The organism is Larkinella punicea, assembly GCF_003334855.1.
Lineage (GTDB): Bacteria > Bacteroidota > Bacteroidia > Cytophagales > Spirosomataceae > Larkinella > Larkinella punicea.
The window spans coordinates 1-21,536 of record NZ_QOWE01000003.1 but is presented as its reverse complement, the minus strand read 5'-3'; the positions used below and the strand labels follow the sequence as shown (position 1 = coordinate 21,536).

The following is a 21,536-nucleotide window of genomic DNA, read 5'->3' as shown; positions in this document are numbered from 1 at the left end:
AAATACGGCGAGGAGGGCCGGGCGAATGAATGACGTAAATCCTTTGGTTTTCATGATAGACCTGCGTTGTCTTAGCAGGTCACAAAGGTTGCCTCCGGAATTTCCTTACGAAAAAGAATGTTGCAAAACCGGGATTTTCGGGCGCTGAATCGGCGGTTTTCGGTGCAGAATGCCGACCGACGCGGGTCCGAAAAACCGCCTATTTTCCCAGCCATTCTTTCAGCTCCGCAATCCGGTCTCCGCTGACGAACGCTTCCAACCGGGATTTGGGTTGCAGATCAAGCCGCCATTTTCCGGCCGAATAGGTGTGAATCGTCTGAATGGCGGACAAGGTCACCAGAAATTGCCGGCTGATCCGAAAGAACTGTTTGGGGTTGAGCAGCGTCGTTAGCTTGTCCAGGCTATAATCGACGGGTAGCGTTGCGCCGTCTTTGGTCACCAGAAATGCCATGCGTTCATCGAGGAAAAAATACGCGATTTCGCTCGTCTCCACGCTCCTGATTTTCGACCCGACGGTAATCATAAACCGGTCTTTGTAGGTCGTCTCCTTGAAAGCGCCCAGCATCCGGACCAACGCTTCCATATCCGGTGCCACCATTGGAGCAGTTGGAGGTGCCGATGAAGATGGTTGAGCAAAGTGCTCCTTTAATTTTTTGTATTTGGTAATGGCGGCAACCAGTTCGTCGTAACTCAGTGGTTTCAGCAAATAGTCGATGCTATTGACCTTAAAGGCCTGAATCACATACTCATCGAAAGCCGTCGTGAAGATAATCGGCGTCGTCAGCTTCACCTGCTCGATCACCCGAAACGCCAGACCGTCCTGCAAATGGATATCCATAAATACCAGATCCGGTTTTTCCGGCTGGGGTTGGCTGAACCAGGCCACGGCTTTTTCGACCGACGGCAGCGTCGCCAGCACCCGAATTTCGGGGTCGTAGCGATGCAGCAGGCTTTCCAGCCGCTGGGCCGTCAGGCGCTCGTCTTCCAGAATAACGACGTTCATGCGATAAGCGGAATTTTAACCACAAAAGCGCCGTCCTGCTCGCCCACCCACACGGGTTGGTCGGTCAGGAGCTCGTAGCGGTTGATGATGTTTTGTAAACCCACTCCCGTCGAGTGCTCCAGTTGCTCGCGCGGCTGAATCCGGTTCGAAACCACCAGGAATTCGCCCTCGGTTTTGATCCAAACGTGCTGCGGCATTTCGGGCGTCATCCGGTTGTGTTTCACCGCATTTTCGACCAGCAGTTGCAGAGTCAATGGCGCGATGCAATACTGATCGACGGTCTTTTCAGGAATGTCGATCAGGACATCGAAACTGTCTTCAAAGCGGATTTTGAGCAAAAAAGTATAGGATCGAATGAAATCCAGTTCGGTTTTCAGCCGGACTTTATCGTTGTCTTTTTGCTCCAGAATATACCGGTAAGCCCGTGAAAGCTGGTCGATAAACTGCTCCGACAAATCGGCATCGACATGGACCAGCGACGAAAGAATGCTCAGGCTGTTGAACAGAAAGTGCGGGCTGATCTGGTTTTTCAAAGCCGCAAACTGGGTCAAAACCGCTTCCTTTTCCAGCCGCTCCGCCCGAATCTGAACGTCTTTTAGTCGTCGGTTGGCCCGGCGGTTGGCCGATAAATAAAAGATCGACAGCATGATTACGATGGACAAACCATTGTTGGATCGCTCGAAAAACTCCCAGCGGTGTGGGCGGTTGGGTGGTTCCTCCATCGGTGGCCGCTCCGAAGCCGACCGGTGGTTGCCCACTTCCGGTCGCGGAATGAACCGAACCAGTTGATGCCGGGCCTGATCACCCGCCAGATTCAGCCCCATGCCGGCGGTAATGGCCAGCAACAACGCCAGCACCTGCATCGGCAACTTAAAATCGACCAGAAACTCCTCACCAAACCGGATGGACGTCCGATCCAGAATGATTTCCGTGATGTAAATCCAGACGTAGTAGATCGCAAACGTCACCACACCCTGCCCCAGCAAAAACGGCAGGGATTGCAGCAGAAACTGCCAGTTTCGTTCCGGCAGGTTAACATACAACAGAATGGGGTAATAGATCACCAGCACGCTCAAAGCGAGTTGCGCAATCTGGCGGGAGGTTAACCGGTAGGCCGTTTTCGGATTCATGCACCGCGAAGGTCCATCATAAGGCTGGTAATGTAAAAAGAAAATTGCAGAGTACGGTTTTTAGATGTCCGAACCGGTTGTTTGAGGAGCGGAATCCAAATCTACATCCAAGCCTGAAAGGCTTTCATCACTAGCCCCGGCGGTATGCCGGGGGGTCGGGGTGGTTGCCGGGGGATCGGGGCGATAGGCCGGGGAAAACGGTATATATGCCAAAAAATGGGGAGAGACGAAATCCCTCATCACGCATAATAACCCCTCCCCAAACTACGATCCTACCCATGCCCACGCCCCCCCGGCATACCGCCGGGGCTAGTGATGAAAGCCTTTCAGGCTTCGGGGTTTTAGCATTCTGTCGCGCTGAGTGCCAGGCCGGCTTCTGAGGTTTCCTTGTATCTGGTCGACATGTCGCGCCCGGTGGCTTTCATGACCTTGATGACGGCATCCAGCGAGATTTTCTGGTTGGCGGGCGTTCCGGCGGTGGCCAGCAAAAAGGCATTATAGGCTTTGACCGCGCCCATCGCGTTGCGCTCGATGCACGGAATCTGGACGTACCCGCCAATCGGGTCGCAGGTCATGCCGAGGTGGTGCTCGATGCCGATTTCGGCGGCCGCTTCGATGGCACCAATGGAATGCCCGGCGCATTGGGTCAGAAAAGCCGCTCCCATCGCCGACGCGGTGCCAATTTCGCCCATGCAACCCATTTCGGCCCCCGAAATACTGGCGTTGTGTTTCACCAGAAAACCGACAGCGGCTGCGGCCCACATACCCGCCCGGAGGGTTTCCTTGCTGTAATGAAAATGGTGTTTGGCCAGATAGGTCAATCCCGGAATCACGCCCGATGCACCGGACGTCGGGGCAGTCACGACAATGCCGCCAGCCGCGTTTTCTTCCGAAGCCGCCAGGCAATACGAGTTCAAAAAGATCAGAAAACTATCCGACGACTGTGCCAAACCCCGCGCCTGCTGAAACAAAACCGGTGCTTTCCGTCGCAGTTTGATCGAACCCGGCAAGGTTCCGGTATGCCGCAGGCCACGCCGGACGGCCTTGTGCATGAAGTCCAGAAGCTGGTCGATCCGCAGGTTGATCTCTTTGGTCGAACGGCCCGTTACGGCGGTTTCGTTCGCCAGCATCAGTTGCTCCAGCGTCAGTTGGTGATCCGCCAGACGGGTTTTCAATTCCTTCATCGTCTGATACTTATACGGCAACTGGATGGCAGATTGATCGACGGTCTCCTCTCCTTTCCGGAGAATAAAACCGCCCCCGATGGAGTAATATTCCTCCTCATAAAGCCCGTTTCCATTCGCCACCAGTTGAAATACGACGGTATTGGCAAATGGCGACTCGTACTTTTTGCGCTCAAAATGAATGGAATTCGCGCCCAGGTCAAACGTCCGGTTTCCCACCACCACCGGATACGTCACCGCCGGATCTTTCAGCATCGCCATCAAGGCCACCGGGTCGGTCGATTCGGGTTGCCAGCCCAGCAAACCGGCCACAATGGCGCGGTCGGTGCCGTGGCCTTTGCCGGTTGCACTCAGTGAACCATACAGATGAACATGAATTGAATCTGCGGATTCTACCGTGGCCTCGGGAAGGTGCCGCAACCGCTCCAGAAAATCATAAGCCGCCTTCATCGGACCAATCGTGTGCGAACTCGACGGCCCCGGACCGACTTTAAACAAATCAAAGATGGAAGTGGTAATGGGCGAATTATTCATGAAATAGCGTCAGGAATGTCGATGAAGTTGTATATTTCCGAACCTTTTTACGGGTAACCGGTGGCTTTTTTGTCATCATTAAGAAATCAATAGCACGATTCGTGCTTTCCTAAACCGAATGAAACGTTTTCTATTCCCTGCGGCAGTGGTGCTGGCGGCTTCGTTGACCGCGGCCCGGTTCTTCTCCGACGCCCCCCAACCACCCGCTTCCTCCCGCGAATGGCCCGAATACCTCGGCGGTCCCGACCGGAACCATTACTCGCCACTCGACCAGATCAATGCCTCCAACGTCGGTAAGTTACAAATTGCGTGGGAATTTCACTCCAAAGATTCCGGGCAGGTGCAGTGTAACGCCATCATTGTCGACGGAACGTTATACGGCATAACGGCTTCCTGTCAGGTGTTTGCGCTCGATGCGGCAACGGGGCAGGAAAAGTGGCGCTACAAAGAAGCCAACCGGGGCGGAGTCAACACCACCCGGGGTGTTACCTACTGGAGTAACAACGACGACAAGCGCATTCTCTTCGCTTCCGGCTCCAACCTCTGCGCCGTCGATGCCCGAACGGGCGTTCTGATTCCCAGCTTTGGTACGGATGGGAAAGCCAGCTTGAAAGCCGGTTTGGGTCTTACCGCTGCCGATAAGTTTGTCATCTCCAATACGCCCGGAACGATCTTTGGCGACGTCATCATCATGCCGTTGCGGCTCTCCGAAGGCTCGGATGCGGCCCTGGGCTACATTCAGGCTTTTAATGTCAAAACCGGAAAAATCGCCTGGGTTTTCCGGACGATTCCGAACCCCGGCGAATTCGGTTATGAAACCTGGCCGAAGGACGCCTATAAAAATACCAACATCGGCGGAGCCAACAACTGGTCGGGCATGTCCATCGACCGCCAGCGCGGCATCGTGTACGTTCCGACTGGCTCGGCGGCTTTTGACTTTTACGGCGGAAACCGCAAAGGCCAGAATCTGTTCGCCAATTGCCTGCTGGCCCTGGACGCCAAAACCGGGAAACGCATCTGGCATTACCAGTTTGTTCACCACGACATCTGGGACCGCGACCTGCCTGCTCCCCCCAATCTGATCACCATCAAAAGTCAGGGCAAAACCGTCGATGCCGTCGCGCAGATCACCAAAACCGGACACGTTTTTGTCTTTGACCGCGTAACTGGAAAACCGCTTTTCCCAATCAAGGAAACGCCCTATCCGAAATCATCCTTGCCCGATGAGTACACCTGGCCGACGCAGCCCGTTCCGACCAAACCGGCACCTTTTTCCCGCCAAACCATCTCCGAAGCGGATTTAAGTCCGCTGGCCGAAAACCGGGATTCGTTGCTGGCAACCTACCGACGTTCTAAAGTCGGCCCGTACCAACCGCTTGGCAAAACCCCGACGCTCGTTTATCCCGGTCTGGATGGCGGGGGCGAATGGGGCGGTGCCGCCGTTGATCCTGATGGCATTATGTACGTGAATGCCAATGAGATGGCGTGGGTGCTAAGCCTGCGCGATACGCCGAAAGACGAAGAACTGGCCCACCTGAGTCCGGGCGAGAAGCTGTATACGCTCAACTGTGCGGTTTGCCACCGGCCGGATCGCAAAGGCAATCCGACCAGTGGTTATCCGTCGCTGGTCAACATCGGGCAACGCCGGGACCGGGAGTTTGTCAGTAAACTCATCACCTCCGGTAAAGGCATGATGCCCGGTTTTACGCGGTTTTCCGAATCCGAAAAACAGGCACTGACCTCCTTCCTGTTCGGTGATGAAAAGGTAGAAGCAACCTCCGCCAAACCGGGCAAAAAGGAACCGTATGTCCCCTATAAATTCAATGGCTACACCAAATTCCTGGACAGCAAAGGCTACCCTGCCATCCGCCCGCCCTGGGGAACGCTGACGGCCATCGACCTCAACACCGGTGAACACCTCTGGCAAAAACCGTTCGGCGAGCTGAAAGAACTGACTGCCAAAGGCATTCCGCAAACCGGGGCCGAGAGCTACGGTGGTCCCGTCGTCACGGCCAGCGGTTTGCTGTTCATTGCCGCCAGCAAAGACGGCATGTTCCGGGTCATCGACAAAAAAACCGGGGCGGTTTTGTGGCAAACCGAACTCCCGGCGGCTGGGTACGCGACGCCCAGTACGTACGAAGTAAACGGCAAACAATACATCGTCATCGCCTGTGGCGGCACCAAGTTGGGGACGAAGAAAGGCGATAGTTACGTCGCCTTTGCGTTGCCTTAAGCTCGATCAGGAAAAAACCAAAGCGTAATCACGCACAAAACTTTTGAAATCACGGGCCGGTTTACCCGTCACCTCCTGAATGGCCGAAGAAACCGCCGAGGCTTCCCCGCGGGCATAATGGGCGTAGTCTTCAATCAACCCATCGGCCTGCCATTCGGGGAAACCCACGGACAGCAGTGCCTGCCGCAGGTGGGCGGGCGGCACATCGATGTAAAGAACCGGTCGGCCGAGGATGTCGGAAAAGTGAGCCGCCATCTGCTGATGCGTCAACGCTTCGGGGCCGGTCAGATCGTACGTTTTGCCTACGTGGCCCGGCATGGTTAAGGCTTCGACGGCCACGGCGGCAATGTCCCGGATGTCAACGGCACTAATTCGGGCATCCCCCGCCGTGGCGAAGAATTTTCCCTGGTTCACGATGGGGTCGCGGAAACCCAGCAGGGCCTGCATGAACAGATTCGGGCGAAGAAAGGTAAACGACAGTCCGGATTCACGGATTTTTTGCTCGACGGCGGCATGATACCGCAAAAACCGGACGGGCGAATGAAGGTCGGCGGCAAACTGGGAAAGTTTTACAATATGCTTAACCCCAGCTTGTTGCGCCACTGCAACGAAGTTCATTTGCAGCGTTTCCGCCTGTTCCGACGAGTTGGTGAGCAGAAAGGCCCGTTCGATACCGTCCAATGCGCGAACCAGGCTTTCGGGATCGTTCAAGTCGCCGACCACCAGTTCGGCACCGTCGAGTTGCGCCAGCTTTTCGGCATTTTCCAGGGACCGCACCAGTGCGCGGAACGGAATGCCTTTGGCGGAAAGTTGGGTGGCGAGTTCGGAACCAATCGTGCCGGTGGCACCCGTAATAAGAATCGAAGGGGAGATTGACTGTGTCATGGTTGTGTTGGTTTGATAGGACAAATTTCAACCTTCTTCCCCGCCCAAAATTGTAAGAAAACGAAAGAGCGGGCATCCGTCACCCGGACGAATACCCGCTCTTTTTAATACGGTTCTTATTTGGCTACCAGCCTGGCCCGGATTTCGCGCAAGGTCTGTTCTTTCAGCAACTGGCCGTCTTTGAAGACGGTTTCCAGCAACCCCGTTCCTTCTTTTTCCCAACTCACCTGGTCTTCCATCACCGTCGTTCCGTTTTCGTCGCTCACCAAACGAATCAGCCCTTTCGCGCTTTTCTTCGTTCCGTCATCGGTTTTGGGGTCTTTAAAAATCGCGCGTCCTTCGCCGTTCACTTCACCATACGTGGCTTTCACGGCAAACCCGAAGGTGTCGCGCGTCACATACTGATAGGTGTAACTTCCAATACCCAGCACCACGTTCGTGGAGGCAAACCCTTTCTGGTACAAGCCTTCACAAATGGCCTGGCAGCGTTCGAGGTTGATGCTGTCGCCGTAAATCAACCCGATGTGGGAGTCCAGTACCTTGAAGCCTTTGGCCGTAACGGTTCCGCCAAAAACCTCCCACAGGCACTCGATGGCCCCTTTGTGTTCCGGGGTTCCTTCGCGGGCATCCGGATCACCGCAGATGATTTTGATCGGGTCGCCACTGTCGGGGCGAATCACCACCTTGCCGTCGCGGGCCAGAATGAGCGGTTTTAGCTGGGGCAAATACCCGGTAATGACCTGCCAGAAATCCCAGGTATCGGACACGATGCTGACCACGCCTTTCGGATACACATCCTGAATGAGCCGCCGGAAAGTTTCAATTTCACCATCCTGCATCCCCATACACATCACCGAATGTTCCGTCGCTGGAACGCTGCCACCGATCAGTTCGGTATCGGAGTTGGCACCGTAATACTGTTCCAGAAAATCAAGGGCGGGAATGGTGTCCGTTCCCGTAAAGCTCAGTAAATGAGCCGCTCCACTCAACAAAGCCGCTTCGAGACCGCCCATACCGCGAAAACTGAAGTCGTGACCCTGCCAGGGGACAAACGCCGGATCACCACCGGTTTTTTCGGCATAGCTGTTCAGGATTTTCCGGTATTCGAAGGCCGTTGTCGCGCTGGTACAGGGCAACCACAAGATGCACGACAGGATGGTTTCCAGAAAATTCGTCAGCCAGAATTCTTCGGGGCGGGTGTTTTTGAAGGTAAACATCGGCATCCGCATCGGCACCCGCGTTCCTTCCGGAACGGCTTTGATTTCCAGTGGCAAATAGCCCAGATCATGTAACTTTTCAATGTGATCGTAGGTAATCGCACCCGGCCCCAGGTAGCTTTCGATCCGGCGTTTGTATTCGGCGATTACGGTTTCTTTCGGGCGGGCGAAGAAATTCCGATTGTAATCCTCGATCAGGTATTTTTTGATAAAGTACTGTAAGCCAAAGAAAACCACGCTATCGACCTGCTCAAGGCGGCTTTTGCGGGGGGTCCAGTTCGAATAGACCAGTTCAGTTCCGGTGGGATATTGACGACGGTGGTCTACTTTGTAACCGTCGGAAAGATTGAGGGTCGTCATTGGTTTAAAAGGTGTGGTAAAAAGCTGGAAAATGAGAGTTGATTCAGAAGAGGGTGGGTGATTTCGCGAATGGAATCCGTCGTAAAAACCCGTTTGAACGAGGTCGCCAGCGGCTCAAGGCCCCGGCTGAAAATCCCGTGGCTGACAATCAGATACAGGTCACCGGCCCCGTGTTTTTTCAGTTCATCGGCCAGGCCAACAAACGTGCCCCCGCCGTCGCAGATGTCGTCCACGATGACGCAGGACGCGCCTTGCAAATCCGGCCCCGACACGAAAAAGCCCGACAAATCGCCGGTTTTGACATCCCGCCGTTTGCTGCATTCCACCACCTCGATACCACCCAGGGCTTCGGACAGTTTATAGATTTTTTTTAACGCCCCCCCATCCGGCGCAATCAGTTTACAATCCCCAACCTGCGCGAGACATTGCTCGACAAACCGATGGTTATCAACCACTTGAACCTTATTAAGTAAAGCGGGCGTTACGTCAGAATGGGGATCGAAAACCGTAATTTGATGGTATTGCTGGGCGTTCAGCAGATCGGCGTAAACTTTAACCGTCAGCGGTTCGCCCGGCACCATAACCCGGTCCTGGCGGGCTCCGGGGAAATACGGGACGAAGAGGCTGATGCGGTCGGCACCGGCCCGGCGCAGGGCATCCGTTGCCACCAGAAGCAGGCCCACATCCTGAAACGTGTTCAGGCGGGTCGTGATCAGTACGCTGGTTTCGGGCAAAGGCCCGGTTAATTTCAGGTGTGGTTCTCCCCCATTGAAAATGAACGCCTTGAACGGCACGGACGGACCGTAGGGTTCAAAACCGGGAGAAAGGTGTAGATAAATCATTTTGCGTATTTTTTACGCAAATCAACAAAACAAACTACATAGTAACTACATTTTGCGCTTTTTATTTGCCAACTGTTGAGCAAACGGTAAACCGTTCGTTCAAAGCTCGAAGTAAAAACCGCGCTCCTTCATCTTAAAGTACTGATCTTCATTGAATTGAAAGAGATTTGCCGGACGACCTTTTCCGTCGGATCGTTTTTCATTCAGTTCAGTCAACAGCCCGAAGCTCAACACCTTTTTCCGGAAATTGCGCCGGTCGATGGGTTTGTCGAGAATCGTTGCGTAGAGTTTTTCGAAGTCTGAGAACAAAAATTTCTCGCTGAGCAACCCAAATCCTACGGGTTCATACCTCAATTTACCGCGCAGACGCTGCAACGCGTGTTGAATGATTTCGGCGTGGTCGAACGCCAGATCGGGCAAGTCCCGAACGTCGAACCAGCGGACATCATCGGCATCCGTCGAAGCGGCAATGGCAAATGCTTCCGGTTTCACGAGGGCATAATAGGCAACGGCAACCGTCCGAAAACGGGGATCGCGATTGGGCTGGCCGAAAGTATATAGTTGTTCTAAGTAATTAATGGTCACATTGGTTTCTTCGCTCAACTCGCGGTGAACGGCGGCTTCCAGGCTCTCGTTATCCAACACAAAACCGCCCGGCAAAGCCCAGCCCCCCTGATACGGTTCCAGCTTTCGCTGGATCAACAGGAGGTGTAAGGCCTGATTTCGATACCCGAAAACCACGGCATCGACGGCTACTTTTATCGTTTGGTGAATGGTCATACCAGGGCAAGTATACGACAAAAATCACGCATCCGGCCCGGCGTCTTAGCGAGTGGTCATCCGGAAAGGCTCGTTCGACTCACAATGCCAGGCTCTTGCGATACAGCCCCGGCGTCTGCCCCGTTCGTTGTTTGAACACCTTGTTGAAGTGCGAGAGGTTGTTAAAACCACTTTCGTAACAGACATCGCCAATGCTGCGGTCGCCGGTCAGGAGCTTGCGGGCCTGGGTGATGCGGAACTCGTTGACGAAATCCGTGAACGTCATCTGGGTCATTTTCCTGAAATACCGGCAAAAAGCAGGCACCGTCATGTTTGACAACGACGCGACGTCCTGAATGTCAATCGGTTGAACATAGTTGGTTTCCACAAATCCATAAATGCGGTTGATCCGCTCCTGCTCCCGGCCGTTCAGATCGAGGCTGATGCTTTCGGCGTTCAGAATCTGGTAATCGGTCGAAACCGCCAGTTGCTGAAAAATGGTCAGTAGCGCCAGCATCCGTTCAAAGGGCGGCAGCGTCACCAGCGACGCGACCTGCTGCCCCACCTGGCGTTTGGTTTCCCCGTAAAATGACATGCCCTGGTGCGCCCGTTCGAACAAGCGCCGAATGGCCTCCATTTCCGGTTTTTGCAGAAAATCCTTCCCCAGAAAATCTTCGCGCATCTGCACCACAATTTCCTCAAACTCCCCGACGATTCCGTGGCTGAAATTCAGGTGCGGCAGGTTCGGTCCCAGAAACACCAGCTCACCGTCCGCATAGGTAGAAACGTGGTGACCGATGTGGCGCTTGCCGCTGCCGCGCGGAATGTAGACGATCTCATATTCGGGGTGGTAATGCCAGTAGACCCAGCAACTGTCCGGCTGGGTGTGGTGCATCAACCGGAACGAACTCCCGAATTCCGGTTCTATTTTTTCAAACTGCGGTTTCATTGTTTGGGACCGAATAGATGCACTGTTAACATTTTGGAAACATGATTCTCATTAAATAAATCAATGCAGCACCAAAATAAGGTAATTAAACGAAAATAGAAGTGGAAAAACCGCCTTATTTTTGTAACCAGAATGAATCAGGATATAATGAACGTAACACTCGACGAAAAACCGTCAACCACACCAACCCTCTTTCGCAGTCTTCAAACGTTTTTTACAAATCCGCAGGCGCGGGCCGTCGGACTCGTTTTCACCACCGAAAGTCTGTCGCTGGGCGGCTGGGTGGCGCATATCCCGCACGTCAAAGAAAAATTGCACCTGACCGACGCCGGTTTGGGCATGGTTCTGTTTGCCATGCCGGTCGGCCTGTTGCTCATGAACCCTTTAACGGGCTGGATCATTGCCCGGCTGGGGGCAGCCAGAACCTGTTTCCTGAGTGCGCTGGTGCTGTGTTTCAGCACCTTACTCCCCATCAACGCCCCTAACGTTGCCATCATGGTTATGGGGCTATTCGTGGTGGGGCTGAGCGCGGCCTTACTGAATGTGGCGATGAACACCAGCGCAGCCGATGTCGAACGGGAGCATAAGATTCTGATTATGTCCTCCTGCCACGGCATGTGGAGTCTGGGCGGCATGGTCGGTTCGCTGCTGGCCGGCATTCTGATTGCCGTTCACGTTTCGCCATCCATTCACATGCTTGCCGTCACCATCGCGCTGCTCCTGCTGACGGTTGCGCTGCGTCCCATTCTGGCGACAATCCCGGCGCAACCACCCACCGAATCGTCGGCGGCTTTCGTGAAACCGAACATGCTGCTGTTGCTCATGATTTTCATTGGTCTGGCCGTTGCCATGGGCGAAGGGGCCGCCCTCGACTGGAGTGCCGTTTACCTCCACGAATCCACGGGAGCCTCCAGCCAGATTGCCGCGCTGGGTTTCGGCTGTTTTTCGCTGGCGATGACGATTGGCCGGTTTATGGGTGACGCCATCATTCCGCGTTTTGGAGCCAAACGCATCCTGAGCGTGGGTAGCCTGGTGGCGGCTTCGGGACTCTTGCTGGCCATTCTGGTTCCGGTTCCGCTGGTGGTGCTGGCGGGATTTGCCCTGCTGGGCGCGGGTTGTTCGCTGATTGCGCCCATATTGTATACGGCTTCGATGCGCGTTCCGGGCATTCCGGCAGCCACCGGTTTGGCCACTTTTGCGACCTTCAGTTTCATCGGTTTTCTGGCCGGACCACCCATCATCGGTTTTGTAGCCGAAGCCTACGGACTGACCTACGGTTTGGGCCTGGTCGTGGTCGTGCTGCTGCTTTCTGCCTTTATTTCACGAAAAGTAAACGTCTGATAAAACTAGGACTTTCGCATTCTGCCCCTAAATCCCTAAAGGACGGTCGGCCGCTGCCGGACTTTTAGCATCCGGATTAAGCTGCGTCCAAGTCCCCTTTAGGGGATTTAGGGGCAGAATGCGAAAGTCCTAAAAACATTCAAAACGCGGTTTCACCGCTCCATTCTCTACATTCACTCATGAAAGCTGCCATTTTTGACATGGATGGTGTCATTGTCGACACCAATCCTCACCACCGCCTGGCCTGGCGCCAGTATTTTGAACGCTACGGAAAACCGTTGTCCGACGCTGATTTTGTTCAGTACGTTTCGGGGAAACACAACAGCCAGATTCTGAATCACCTTTTCACCGATCGCACGCTTTCGGATGCCGAATCCCGGCAGTTGGCCGCCGAAAAGGAAGCCTTGTTTCGGGAGTTGTACCAGCCCGACATCAGGCCGGTGGCCGGTCTGACCGACTTTCTTCAATTGCTGCGGAATGCCGGTATATTGACAGCCGTTGGTACGTCAGCCCCGCTCGAAAACCTCGATTTTGTGATGGATGCGCTGGATTTGCGTTCCTGGTTTACGGTTTTACTCGACGAAAGCAAGGTCAGCCGACCGAAACCGGACCCGGAAATCTACCGGAAAGCGATGGAACTGCTGGGCGTCGAACCCCACGAGAGTGTCATTTTTGAAGACTCAACCACAGGCATCCGGGCGGCCAAAGCGGCCGGTGCGTACGTGATCGGACTGGCCACCACGGACTCGGCCGAAGAACTGCACCGGGTGGGAGCCGACGTGGTAATCCGTGACTTCACGGAACTGACGCCCGACCGGTTTCAGGAATTGGTCAGCCGCTCGGTCCCGGTCTGATCGGTTTTTAAGACCATAACCGGATCATTCAAGTGAATGATACCACCCCGGACGACCCGTGCCGTAAGTCCGCCGTGGCCGCGCATGGCGTTGTAACCGCCCGGCCCCAGGTTGGTTTCCATGCGTGAACAGGGGTGACATTGTCCGGTAATTTCCAAAATAACCGCATCGCCGATCTGAATCTGATGGTCTTTCAACGCCAGCAGGTTCAGCCCGGCGATGACGATATTTCTACGCAGCAAAACCGGGTTGAGCGATTCACGCCCGGTCAGGGCGGCCACCACCGGCAGGTGTTCGGCCTGAATCAGCGTTACATGCCGGTTGCCGTTGCGCCCGCTGTAGTGATCGCCCACCAGCCCTTTTTTCTCTGAAACTTCGACTTCACGAACCACTTCGATGGCGCCGTGTTTCTGCGGCCGAATCCCAATCCATTCTACCTGCCCCGAACGGGGAAACGTTTCCAGTAAAATCTTCAACTGATTTTCCACAAATTCTGCGCTTGATGGATTTTTTGCCCCTAATCCCCTGAAGGGGACTTGGACGCGGAGCCCTCGGAATGCTAAAAGTCCCCTAATTGATTTAAGGGCAAAAAGCGAACGTCTTTGAATTGTGAAGATATTGATTTTCCGCGTAGGGACGAAAATGACGTATAGTGGTCCCGCTATTTTGACAAGCCTTATTGCTATTCAGGCCCAACGACATTTTGTACAATTCGAATATACAAAGCCTTTATCCCTATAAATCAAAATTTATGTCTTCTAAAAATTTAGTTCAAATATTTACTGATAATATTCTAAAAATTAAATATTTTAAAAATTTATGTTTAAAAATAAACTTATTATTCACAAAATAGAACTTAATTTGACATAATCAGTCCAGAACTGTACCTAACCTATTTTTCACTTACTCTATTAAATTCTATGACAAAATGTGTACAACTCACATTTTTCCTACTACTGTGTGCTTTCCTGAGCCACGCTCAGCAGAAAGCCGTTCGTGGTAAGGTGATTACCGCCGAAGAACGCACGGTTTTACCGGGCGTGACGGTGTCGGTCAAAGGAAACCAGCAAATTGGAACGGTGACCGGCGCACAGGGCGAGTACCAGATTAACGTCCCGGCGGGTGCCACAACACTCGTTTTCTCCTCCATCGGCTTCCAGACCCAGGAAGTGACCATCGGTTCCCAAACCACCATCGACGTTTCCCTGCCAACGGACACCAAGCAGTTGACCGAAGTCGTCGTCACCGCCGTTGGGATTACCCGGGAAAAGAAAGCACTGGGCTACTCGGTGAGCACCATCAACAGCAGCAAAATTGCCCAGATTTCGGAACCGGACCCGCTTCGTTCGCTGTCGGGAAAAGTGGCTGGGGTCAACGTACAGGGATCGGGCGGGGCCGCCGGTGGTTCGACCAACATCACGATTCGCGGGAACTCGTCACTTTCCAACAACAACCAGCCGTTGTTCGTCGTCGATGGCGTGCCGTTCGACAACTCCTCCTTTTTGACCGACGGCGGTCAGCAGGGCGGGGCGAGTTTCACCAACCGCGCCTTTGACCTCGACCCCAACAATATCGAGTCGATGACGGTTTTGAAAGGGGCGGCAGCGGCAGCACTCTACGGTTCGCGGGCGGCCAATGGTGCCATCATCGTGACGACTAAAAACAACCGCAAGAAGTCGAAAAAAGGCCTTGAGATCACGTACAACACCTCGTATTCGTACGAGAAACTCGCCAAAGCACCGGAATACCAGACGACGTATGGCCAGGGAACGGAGTGGGATACGCGCTACGGGGTGTTTGGCACCTGGGGAGCGCCGTATTCCCAGATCGACTCCATCCTCCACCCCATCGGCGTTCGTCTGCCAACGGTTTTCCCGGAGCTGGCGAACAAAAAGGTCAAATACGAACCGTTTGGTCAGCAGAACTTTGAGAATTTCTACGAAAACGGCTTTGTCTACGAAAACGCTTTCAGTGTTTCGGGGGGCAACGAAAAAGCCAGCCTGACCGCCGGTTTTTCGCGAACGGCCAACAAAGGGATTGTTCCCGAAAATAAAATCAACCGGACCAGTTTCAACATCGGCGGGAATGCGCAGTTGGACAACGGCTTCTACCTCAACGGGTCGCTGACGTACGTGAACATCGACCAGCGCTCCCCGCAGCTTACGTCGAGCATCGGAAACGGCCCCTCGGCCATCGAAATTCTGCCGTGGACACCCAATAGCTACGACCTGACCAACTACCCGAACACCAATCCGCTGACCGGCGGCAGTGTGTATGACCGGGTCGGCATCGATAACCCGTACTGGTCGGTAAAAAACAGCCCGTTTACGAGCAAAGTGGACCGGTATTACGGAAAATTCACCCTCGGATTCGATCCGTTTTCGTGGCTGAACGTCCAGTATACGGCAGGTTTCAATGCCTACACCGACCGTCGCCGGAGCGTGAACGGGAAAAATGGCGAGATTTATCCGAACGGAAACGTCACCGATGACAACATTTACCGCCAGGAACTCGATGGCAACCTGCTCATCACGGCAACCCGGGATTTCGGGCCGGATTTCAGCTTGCGGGCCATCATCGGCAACAACGTCAACCAACGGCTGACCGACCGCCAGCTCGTGTTTGGCGACGGGATTATTGTGCCGGGCATCAACGATCTCGACAACACCCGGATTCAGCAGACGTTCGGCGGAAACCTGATCAAACAGCGGTTTATGGCGTTTTTCGGGGATTTCCAGTTGTCGTACCGCAACTTCGCCTTCCTGAACGTGGTCGCCCGGAACGACATTTCCTCGACCCTCCCGAAAGGCAACCGCAGCTATTTCTATCCGGGCGTCAACGGCTCGTTTGTTTTCACGGAACTGTTCAAAACCAATCCGGCGATTTTGTCATTCGGTAAAATCCGCCTGGGTTACGCCGTAGTCGGCAACGAAGCCAGTCCGTACCAGACCCAGACGGTTTACAACATTAACCCGTCGTTCACGCATCCCGGACCGGTCGACATTCTGGCCCCGTTCAACGGCGTCAACGCAATGACCTACAGCAACCGGCTGGGCAGTGCGACGCTGAAACCGGAGTTTATCCGCGAATTTGAAGCCGGTACGGAACTGCGTTTTCTGAAAGACCGCATCGGAATCGACCTGACCTATTACCGAAAAATCAGTACGTCCCAGATTTTCACGGTCGATGTCGCTCCCTCCTCCGGTTACCTGACGCGGGTGGTGAACCTCGGAAAAGTGCGCAACGAAGGCATTGAACTTGGTCTGGACATCACGCCGATCCAGTTGTCCAACGGTTTCAAATGGAATATTTACACGGCTTTCACCCGCAACCGAAACCTGGTGCTGGATCTGGGTGGCGCTACCGAACTCTATTACAGTCAGGCGAATGCGACCAACACGATCGGCAGTATGCACATCGTTGGCCAGCCCTACGGTTTGATTCGGGGCAGCTATTACCTGCGCGACGACGAAGGCAATCTGTTGATCAACCCGGCCACCGGCAAGGCCATTCTGGCGGATCGCCAGGGACCGGTTGGCAATCCGAACCCAAAGTTCACGATGGGGATTACCAACACCTTTACCTACAAAGGCTTCACGCTCGGTGCGTTGTTTGACTGGAAGCAGGGCGGAGATCTGCTGTCGGTTTCGGTGGCCGAAATGCTGAGCCGGGGCATCACGCGCGACAACGAAGACCGCAACAAGGTGCTGGTGCCGGTGGGCGTATTGGGCGATCCGAATACCAAAATGCCCATTTTGACGGCCGACGGCCAGAAACAACCCAACAACATCCCGATTTCGGTGAACGAATATTACTTCGGTACGGGTGCTTTCAGTGGTAGTCAGGGAACCGCCGACGAGTTCCGGGTTTTCGACGCGACGGTTTTCCGCCTGCGCGAAGTGTCGCTGGCCTACCAGATTCCGGCGCTCTGGCTGGCGAAAACGCCCTTTGGATCGGCAACGATTTCGCTAAGCGGTCGCAACCTGTGGTACAAAGCGCCTAACTTCCCCAAGTACATGAATTTCGATCCGGAAGTGAATTCACTGGGTGCGGGCAATGCCCAGGGCTTCGAACTGGTGGCGGTTCCGACTACTAAACGGTACGGCGTCAACCTGCGGTTTACGTTCTGATGCGGTTTTCTCTCCAACATTTACCGAAACTTATTTATGAAAACGATATTTAAACTGTTCCTCGGGGCTTTTCTCGCGCTCACGTTCAGCAGTTGCAATGATTTTCTGGACATTAACGTCGATCCGAACACCCCGGCGCAACCGGTACTGGATCTGCTTCTTCCGGCCACGCAGGTTTCCATTGGCGTCCACATCGGCGGGGGAGCCACCAACCGCGTGGCGACGGTCATCATGCAACACGCGACACAAAACGGCCCCAGCCGCTTCGATATGAGCGGTTCGACCTTCCAGACGCCCTGGAACGGCATTTACTCGGAAGCCCTGAACGACCTGGAAATTATCATCCGGGAAGGAACCGCCAGAAGCCAGTGGAGTTACGTCGGAATTGCCAAACTCGAAAAAGCGTACGTCTACAGCGTGCTGGTCGATCTCTGGGGCGATGTACCGTTCTCGGAAGCGTCGCAGGGTGATGGCAACCTCAGCCCGAAATTCGACAAAGGGGCTGATATTTATGCAGCGGTTTTCAAGCTCATCGACGAAGCCATTGCCGATCTGAACAAAACGCCGTATGTGTCGCCCGGCAATGCGGATCTGTTTTACCGGGGTGATCGCCTGGGCTGGATTCGGGCGGCCAACAGCCTGAAACTGAAACTCCTGAATCAGATTCGACTCGTTCCCAGCGAACAGGCGCGGGTGAAACAGGAAATCAACGCGCTGATTGCCGGTGGACAGTTGATTCTGACGAATGCGCAGGATTTTACGTTCAAATTTGGCGCGACCGAAACGCCCCAAAACCGCCACCCAATTCACATCAGCGACTACCGCGCCACGAAGGATTTCTGGATGGATCAGGGCTTTATGGAGCGTCTGTACAATACCGATGATCCGCGTTTGCGTTACTATGTGTATCGCCAGACCAACAATGCCGGGGTCAATTTCACCCGCACCAGCAACGGTTACGGCGGGCGCTTTACGGGTGATCCCACCGGTGCCCCCGCCGACAACGCCGTTCGGGCTACGTTCGGACTTTATCCGTATGGCGGTTTGTACGACAACAATCCCATCAGCAATTTGCCGACCACCAACGTATTTCTGACCAATGCGGGCGTCAATACCCCGGCCAATTTCCGGGTGGTGACCACCGCGGACGGCACCGGCGCCGGTATTTTCCCGATCGTTACGGCTTCGATGGTCAACTTTATTCTGGCCGAAGCCGCGCTGACCCTCGGTACAACGGGGGATGCCAAAGAATATTTCAGAAACGGGATGACACTGAACCTCAACAGCATCAACAGCTTTGTACAAGCTCCGGGAAATTCCGGCACGCAGCTATCGGCCACCACCATTACCAACTTCGTGAATGATCGACTGGCGAAATTCGACGCGGCTCCGGCGGCTGGAAAACTGCCGGTGGTGATGACCGAGAAGTACATTTCCCTGTTCGGCAACGGCATCGAATCGTACAACGACTACCGCCGAACCGGCATTCCGACGCTGATGGCTCCGATTTCGCCCCTGAATCCGTTCCCGCTGCGGTTTACGTATTCGCAGCGTGAGTTGAACACCAACACGGCGGCCCCGGCCCAGAACAATTTTGTAACCCCGGTTTTCTGGGATTTGTAAGATTGGATTGCCCCTAAATCCCCTAAAGGGGACTTTTCATCTGGCATCAGCTGCGTCCAAGTCCCCTTTAGGGGATTTAGGGGCAAGAAGCGAGAAACTATTTATCATTAAAAACACGGTTTCCAAAACCGTCCTGACGATATGAAGACCATTGCTTATGTAGTTTTATTGATGACCGCGCTGGTCATTTCGGACGCCTGCCAGACCAAAGATCCCATTCCGCTGGCTCCCGCCGGAGCGGTGGCGGTGGCGAAGGTCAATGCGGCCAAAGCGTATTTTGACGTCACAAATCTGGCGACCACGGATTTTGAGTTTCAGTTGAGTGGTGAAGATTTTGGGCAGGGCGTCGGTGTTAAAGCCATTGAAGTCTGGATCGGATTGAACAGCCCCAAAATTACGCTGGCGGCTTCCATGACCTCTTGTGGCAACGGTGTCGGGTGTCTGTATCCGAGCGGTTCGCTGGCACCATTGCCCAGCCGTCTGGTAGCCAATGACAAGTTGTGGAAAACCTTCTCGACCTTTCCGGCAACGGTTTCCATCAAAGCCAGCGAGGCCGCTGCGGCCGTTGGCGTGTCGCCAACGAGTCTGGTGCTGAACGATACGTTTCAGCTAAAATTTGTCGTCCAGACCAACGATGGCCGTCGCTTCGATGCGTTCCACGACGGTATTTGTGACGAAACCCGGGGGCAGGTTGGCGATTGCCGCCTGGTGATTCGGGTCGATAACAAGAAATCGTTGTACCAACCTTTAAAATAAAACAATACCTTCATCAGCGAAACGGTAGCGTCGTGCCGGTTACGGCCGGCATGACGTCTACAAAACCATCTTAACCGACTTCTTATGCAAAAAAAATCGCTTTTCCGACTGCTGGTCTTCGGACTGGGTTGGCTCCCCACCGCCCTGCTCGCCCAATCGACTCTAACCAAAGAGCAACAGGAGGTTCTGGCGGGGCTGGATAGCAAATCGGCCCACTACGGCACACTTTCCAAACAGATTTGGGACTGGGCCGAGGTGGGATACCAGGAACAGAAAAGCTCGGCTTTATTGCAGGAAGAACTGACCAAAGCAGGTTTTTCGGTGAAAGCGGGCGTTGCCGGTATTCCGACGGCTTTTGTGGCCACCTTCGGAAGCGGCAAACCGATCATCGGCATTCTGGCAGAATACGACGCCCTGCCGGGCATTACACAGGATGCCACGCCTGACCGAAAACCGCTCGACACCAAAAAAGCCGGACACGCCTGCGGACACAATCTGTTCGGCCCCGGTTCGGTAGCATCGGCCATCGCGGTGAAAAACTGGTTGCAGAAGTCCGGCAAAGGCGGCACCATCCGGCTCTACGGAACCCCGGCGGAAGAAGGCGGTTCGGGAAAAGTGTACATGGTGCGGGAAGGCCTGTTCAGCGATGTAGACGTGGTTTTGCACTGGCACCCCGCCGACCGCAACGGAGCGGACCCGTCGACCTCGCTCGCCAACATCACCGCCAAATTCCGCTTCCGGGGCATTGCGGCCCACGCAGCCGCGTCTCCCGATCGCGGACGGTCGGCCCTCGACGGCGTGGAATCGATGAATTACATGATCAACATGATGCGCGAACACATTCCGTCGGATACGCGGGTGCATTACGTCATCACCAAAGGCGGTGAAGCCCCGAATGTCGTACCGGACTTTGCGGAGGTCTACTACTACGTACGGCACAAAAACCGGACGATTTTGCAGGACGTCTGGAAGCGCATGGTGAAAGCCGCCGAAGGAGCGGGCATGGGTACGGAAACCAAAATGGAATATGAAATCATCGGTGGCGTCTACAACCTGCTGCCCGTGGAGACCCTGGCGAAACAGATGCACAAAAACCTCAGCCTGGTGGGTGGCGTCACCTACACACCGGAAGAAACCAAATTTGCCGAGAAACTGGGCGAATCATTTGGGGCCTCGTTTGGCTCCATTCGGAAACCGGGGGAAGCCGCAGCGGTTTCGCCCTTCTCGAATAACGACCTCCTCAGCAGCGCGTCGACGGATGTGGGCGATGTAAGCTGGGTGGTTCCAACGGTTGGGCTATCGGCCGCCACCTGGGTTCCGGGAACGGCCGCCCATAGCTGGCAGGCGGTGGCGTCGAGCGGCACGAGCATTGGCGTCAAAGGCATGATGGTCGCGGCTAAATCCCTATCGCTCACGGCCATCGACCTCTTTAAAGATCCAACGCTGATTCAAAATGCCCGCACCGACTGGGAAAAAGCCCGGGGTGGGGCTGCTTTCAAATACGAAGCCTTGCTAGGTGACCGCAAACCGGCGCTGGATTACCGGAAGTGATAGGAGAGTTATTTCGCGGAGTTGAGCGGAGGAGAGCAGAGTTAAGCAGAGAAAATTAATAACTGATGTTACGCAAGCTCTTTCGTGAAAGCCAGCTTACTGATTAAATTTAACAAAAAATTAGGTATGCACTTCGTCTCACCTATTTTCGACCTTTACTCGGACTACCTGTTAGTCAATCAGGG

General features: G+C 54.4%; 16 protein-coding genes. 7 read left to right on the top strand and 9 right to left on the bottom strand.

The features are described 5' to 3' along the window. Positions 1-199: 199 nt before the first annotated feature. The 3 genes from DUE52_RS03640 to DUE52_RS03630 all read right to left on the bottom strand — a co-directional run bounded on the left by DUE52_RS03640 (position 200) and on the right by DUE52_RS03630 (position 3,851). Positions 200-1,003, bottom strand: coding sequence for a LytR/AlgR family response regulator transcription factor (locus DUE52_RS03640; protein ID WP_114404614.1), 804 nt, complete (start codon positions 1,001-1,003; stop codon positions 200-202). Then, entirely contained in the window at positions 1,000-2,133 is a 1,134-nt protein-coding gene (locus DUE52_RS03635; protein ID WP_114404613.1) for a sensor histidine kinase, read from the bottom strand. The genes DUE52_RS03640 and DUE52_RS03635 overlap by 4 nt, the downstream gene beginning before the upstream one ends. A 341-nt stretch (positions 2,134-2,474) precedes the next feature. Then, a complete protein-coding gene (locus DUE52_RS03630) occupies positions 2,475-3,851 on the bottom strand; it encodes an L-serine ammonia-lyase (protein ID WP_114404612.1) in 1,377 nt (458 codons plus the stop codon). Positions 3,852-3,969: 118 nt separating this feature from the next. Here DUE52_RS03630 and DUE52_RS03625 point away from each other — a divergent pair, with 118 nt between their 5' ends. Then, positions 3,970-6,084, top strand: coding sequence for an outer membrane protein assembly factor BamB family protein (locus DUE52_RS03625; protein ID WP_114404611.1), 2,115 nt, complete (start codon positions 3,970-3,972; stop codon positions 6,082-6,084). 6 nt (positions 6,085-6,090) lie between these two features. Here the strand turns inward: DUE52_RS03625 and DUE52_RS03620 are convergent, their stop codons facing one another. The 5 genes from DUE52_RS03620 to DUE52_RS03600 form a co-directional block, all read right to left on the bottom strand. Next, the gene (locus DUE52_RS03620) at positions 6,091-6,969 is read right to left on the bottom strand and encodes an SDR family oxidoreductase (RefSeq protein ID WP_114404610.1); all 879 of its coding nucleotides are present in this window, start codon (positions 6,967-6,969) and stop codon (positions 6,091-6,093) included. 116 nt (positions 6,970-7,085) lie between these two features. Further along, a complete protein-coding gene (locus DUE52_RS03615; protein WP_114404609.1) occupies positions 7,086-8,546 on the bottom strand; it encodes a nicotinate phosphoribosyltransferase in 1,461 nt (486 codons plus the stop codon). Then, positions 8,543-9,388 (bottom strand): ribose-phosphate diphosphokinase, encoded by an 846-nt coding sequence (gene prs / locus DUE52_RS03610; RefSeq protein WP_114404608.1) that lies wholly within the window; start codon positions 9,386-9,388, stop codon positions 8,543-8,545. The genes DUE52_RS03615 and prs overlap by 4 nt, the downstream gene beginning before the upstream one ends. A gap of 99 nt (positions 9,389-9,487) precedes the next feature. Continuing rightward, positions 9,488-10,168, bottom strand: coding sequence for an NUDIX hydrolase (locus DUE52_RS03605; RefSeq protein WP_114404607.1), 681 nt, complete (start codon positions 10,166-10,168; stop codon positions 9,488-9,490). A gap of 79 nt (positions 10,169-10,247) precedes the next feature. Beyond that, the gene (locus tag DUE52_RS03600; RefSeq protein ID WP_114404606.1) at positions 10,248-11,096 is read right to left on the bottom strand and encodes an AraC family transcriptional regulator; all 849 of its coding nucleotides are present in this window, start codon (positions 11,094-11,096) and stop codon (positions 10,248-10,250) included. A 132-nt stretch (positions 11,097-11,228) separates the two neighbouring features. Here DUE52_RS03600 and DUE52_RS03595 point away from each other — a divergent pair, with 132 nt between their 5' ends. Continuing rightward, entirely contained in the window at positions 11,229-12,437 is a 1,209-nt protein-coding gene (locus DUE52_RS03595; protein ID WP_229312056.1) for an MFS transporter, read from the top strand. 179 nt (positions 12,438-12,616) lie between these two features. Then, positions 12,617-13,291 (top strand): HAD family hydrolase, encoded by a 675-nt coding sequence (locus DUE52_RS03590; RefSeq protein ID WP_114404605.1) that lies wholly within the window; start codon positions 12,617-12,619, stop codon positions 13,289-13,291. On the opposite strand, the gene DUE52_RS03585 is transcribed toward DUE52_RS03590, so the two are convergent. Then, positions 13,258-13,779 (bottom strand): MOSC domain-containing protein, encoded by a 522-nt coding sequence (locus DUE52_RS03585; RefSeq protein WP_165840855.1) that lies wholly within the window; start codon positions 13,777-13,779, stop codon positions 13,258-13,260. The two genes, DUE52_RS03590 and DUE52_RS03585, sit on opposite strands and share 34 nt — an antisense overlap. A 432-nt stretch (positions 13,780-14,211) precedes the next feature. Between DUE52_RS03585 and DUE52_RS03580 the strand changes: the two genes are divergently transcribed. The 4 genes from DUE52_RS03580 (at position 14,212) to DUE52_RS03565 (ending at position 21,351) form a co-directional block, all read left to right on the top strand. Further along, on the top strand, positions 14,212-17,421 hold the full coding sequence (locus DUE52_RS03580) for a SusC/RagA family TonB-linked outer membrane protein (protein WP_114404604.1): 3,210 nt from the start codon (positions 14,212-14,214) through the stop codon (positions 17,419-17,421). 36 nt (positions 17,422-17,457) lie between these two features. Next, complete coding sequence (locus tag DUE52_RS03575; protein ID WP_114404603.1) at positions 17,458-19,044, top strand: SusD/RagB family nutrient-binding outer membrane lipoprotein; 1,587 nt, start codon at positions 17,458-17,460, stop codon at positions 19,042-19,044. Positions 19,045-19,185: 141 nt separating this feature from the next. Continuing rightward, positions 19,186-19,800 (top strand): hypothetical protein, encoded by a 615-nt coding sequence (locus DUE52_RS03570; protein ID WP_114404602.1) that lies wholly within the window; start codon positions 19,186-19,188, stop codon positions 19,798-19,800. Positions 19,801-19,884: 84 nt separating this feature from the next. Next, the gene (locus DUE52_RS03565) at positions 19,885-21,351 is read left to right on the top strand and encodes an amidohydrolase (protein ID WP_114404601.1); all 1,467 of its coding nucleotides are present in this window, start codon (positions 19,885-19,887) and stop codon (positions 21,349-21,351) included. Positions 21,352-21,536 lie beyond the last annotated feature (185 nt).

Excerpts from the sequence above, each read along its gene's own strand:
- DUE52_RS03595 (WP_229312056.1), top strand. The coding sequence starts at position 11,229 with ATGAATCAGGATATAATGAACGTAACACTCGACGAAAAACCGTCAACC.
- DUE52_RS03565 (WP_114404601.1), top strand. The coding sequence starts at position 19,885 with ATGCAAAAAAAATCGCTTTTCCGACTGCTGGTCTTCGGACTGGGTTGG.
- DUE52_RS03590 (WP_114404605.1), top strand. The coding sequence starts at position 12,617 with ATGAAAGCTGCCATTTTTGACATGGATGGTGTCATTGTCGACACCAAT.
- DUE52_RS03630 (WP_114404612.1), bottom strand. The coding sequence starts at position 3,851 with ATGAATAATTCGCCCATTACCACTTCCATCTTTGATTTGTTTAAAGTC.
- DUE52_RS03600 (WP_114404606.1), bottom strand. The coding sequence starts at position 11,096 with ATGAAACCGCAGTTTGAAAAAATAGAACCGGAATTCGGGAGTTCGTTC.
- DUE52_RS03575 (WP_114404603.1), top strand. The coding sequence starts at position 17,458 with ATGAAAACGATATTTAAACTGTTCCTCGGGGCTTTTCTCGCGCTCACG.
- DUE52_RS03635 (WP_114404613.1), bottom strand. The coding sequence starts at position 2,133 with ATGAATCCGAAAACGGCCTACCGGTTAACCTCCCGCCAGATTGCGCAA.
- DUE52_RS03625 (WP_114404611.1), top strand. The coding sequence starts at position 3,970 with ATGAAACGTTTTCTATTCCCTGCGGCAGTGGTGCTGGCGGCTTCGTTG.
- DUE52_RS03620 (WP_114404610.1), bottom strand. The coding sequence starts at position 6,969 with ATGACACAGTCAATCTCCCCTTCGATTCTTATTACGGGTGCCACCGGC.
- prs (WP_114404608.1), bottom strand. The coding sequence starts at position 9,388 with ATGATTTATCTACACCTTTCTCCCGGTTTTGAACCCTACGGTCCGTCC.
- DUE52_RS03615 (WP_114404609.1), bottom strand. The coding sequence starts at position 8,546 with ATGACGACCCTCAATCTTTCCGACGGTTACAAAGTAGACCACCGTCGT.
- DUE52_RS03580 (WP_114404604.1), top strand. The coding sequence starts at position 14,212 with ATGACAAAATGTGTACAACTCACATTTTTCCTACTACTGTGTGCTTTC.
- DUE52_RS03570 (WP_114404602.1), top strand. The coding sequence starts at position 19,186 with ATGAAGACCATTGCTTATGTAGTTTTATTGATGACCGCGCTGGTCATT.
- DUE52_RS03605 (WP_114404607.1), bottom strand. The coding sequence starts at position 10,168 with ATGACCATTCACCAAACGATAAAAGTAGCCGTCGATGCCGTGGTTTTC.
- DUE52_RS03640 (WP_114404614.1), bottom strand. The coding sequence starts at position 1,003 with ATGAACGTCGTTATTCTGGAAGACGAGCGCCTGACGGCCCAGCGGCTG.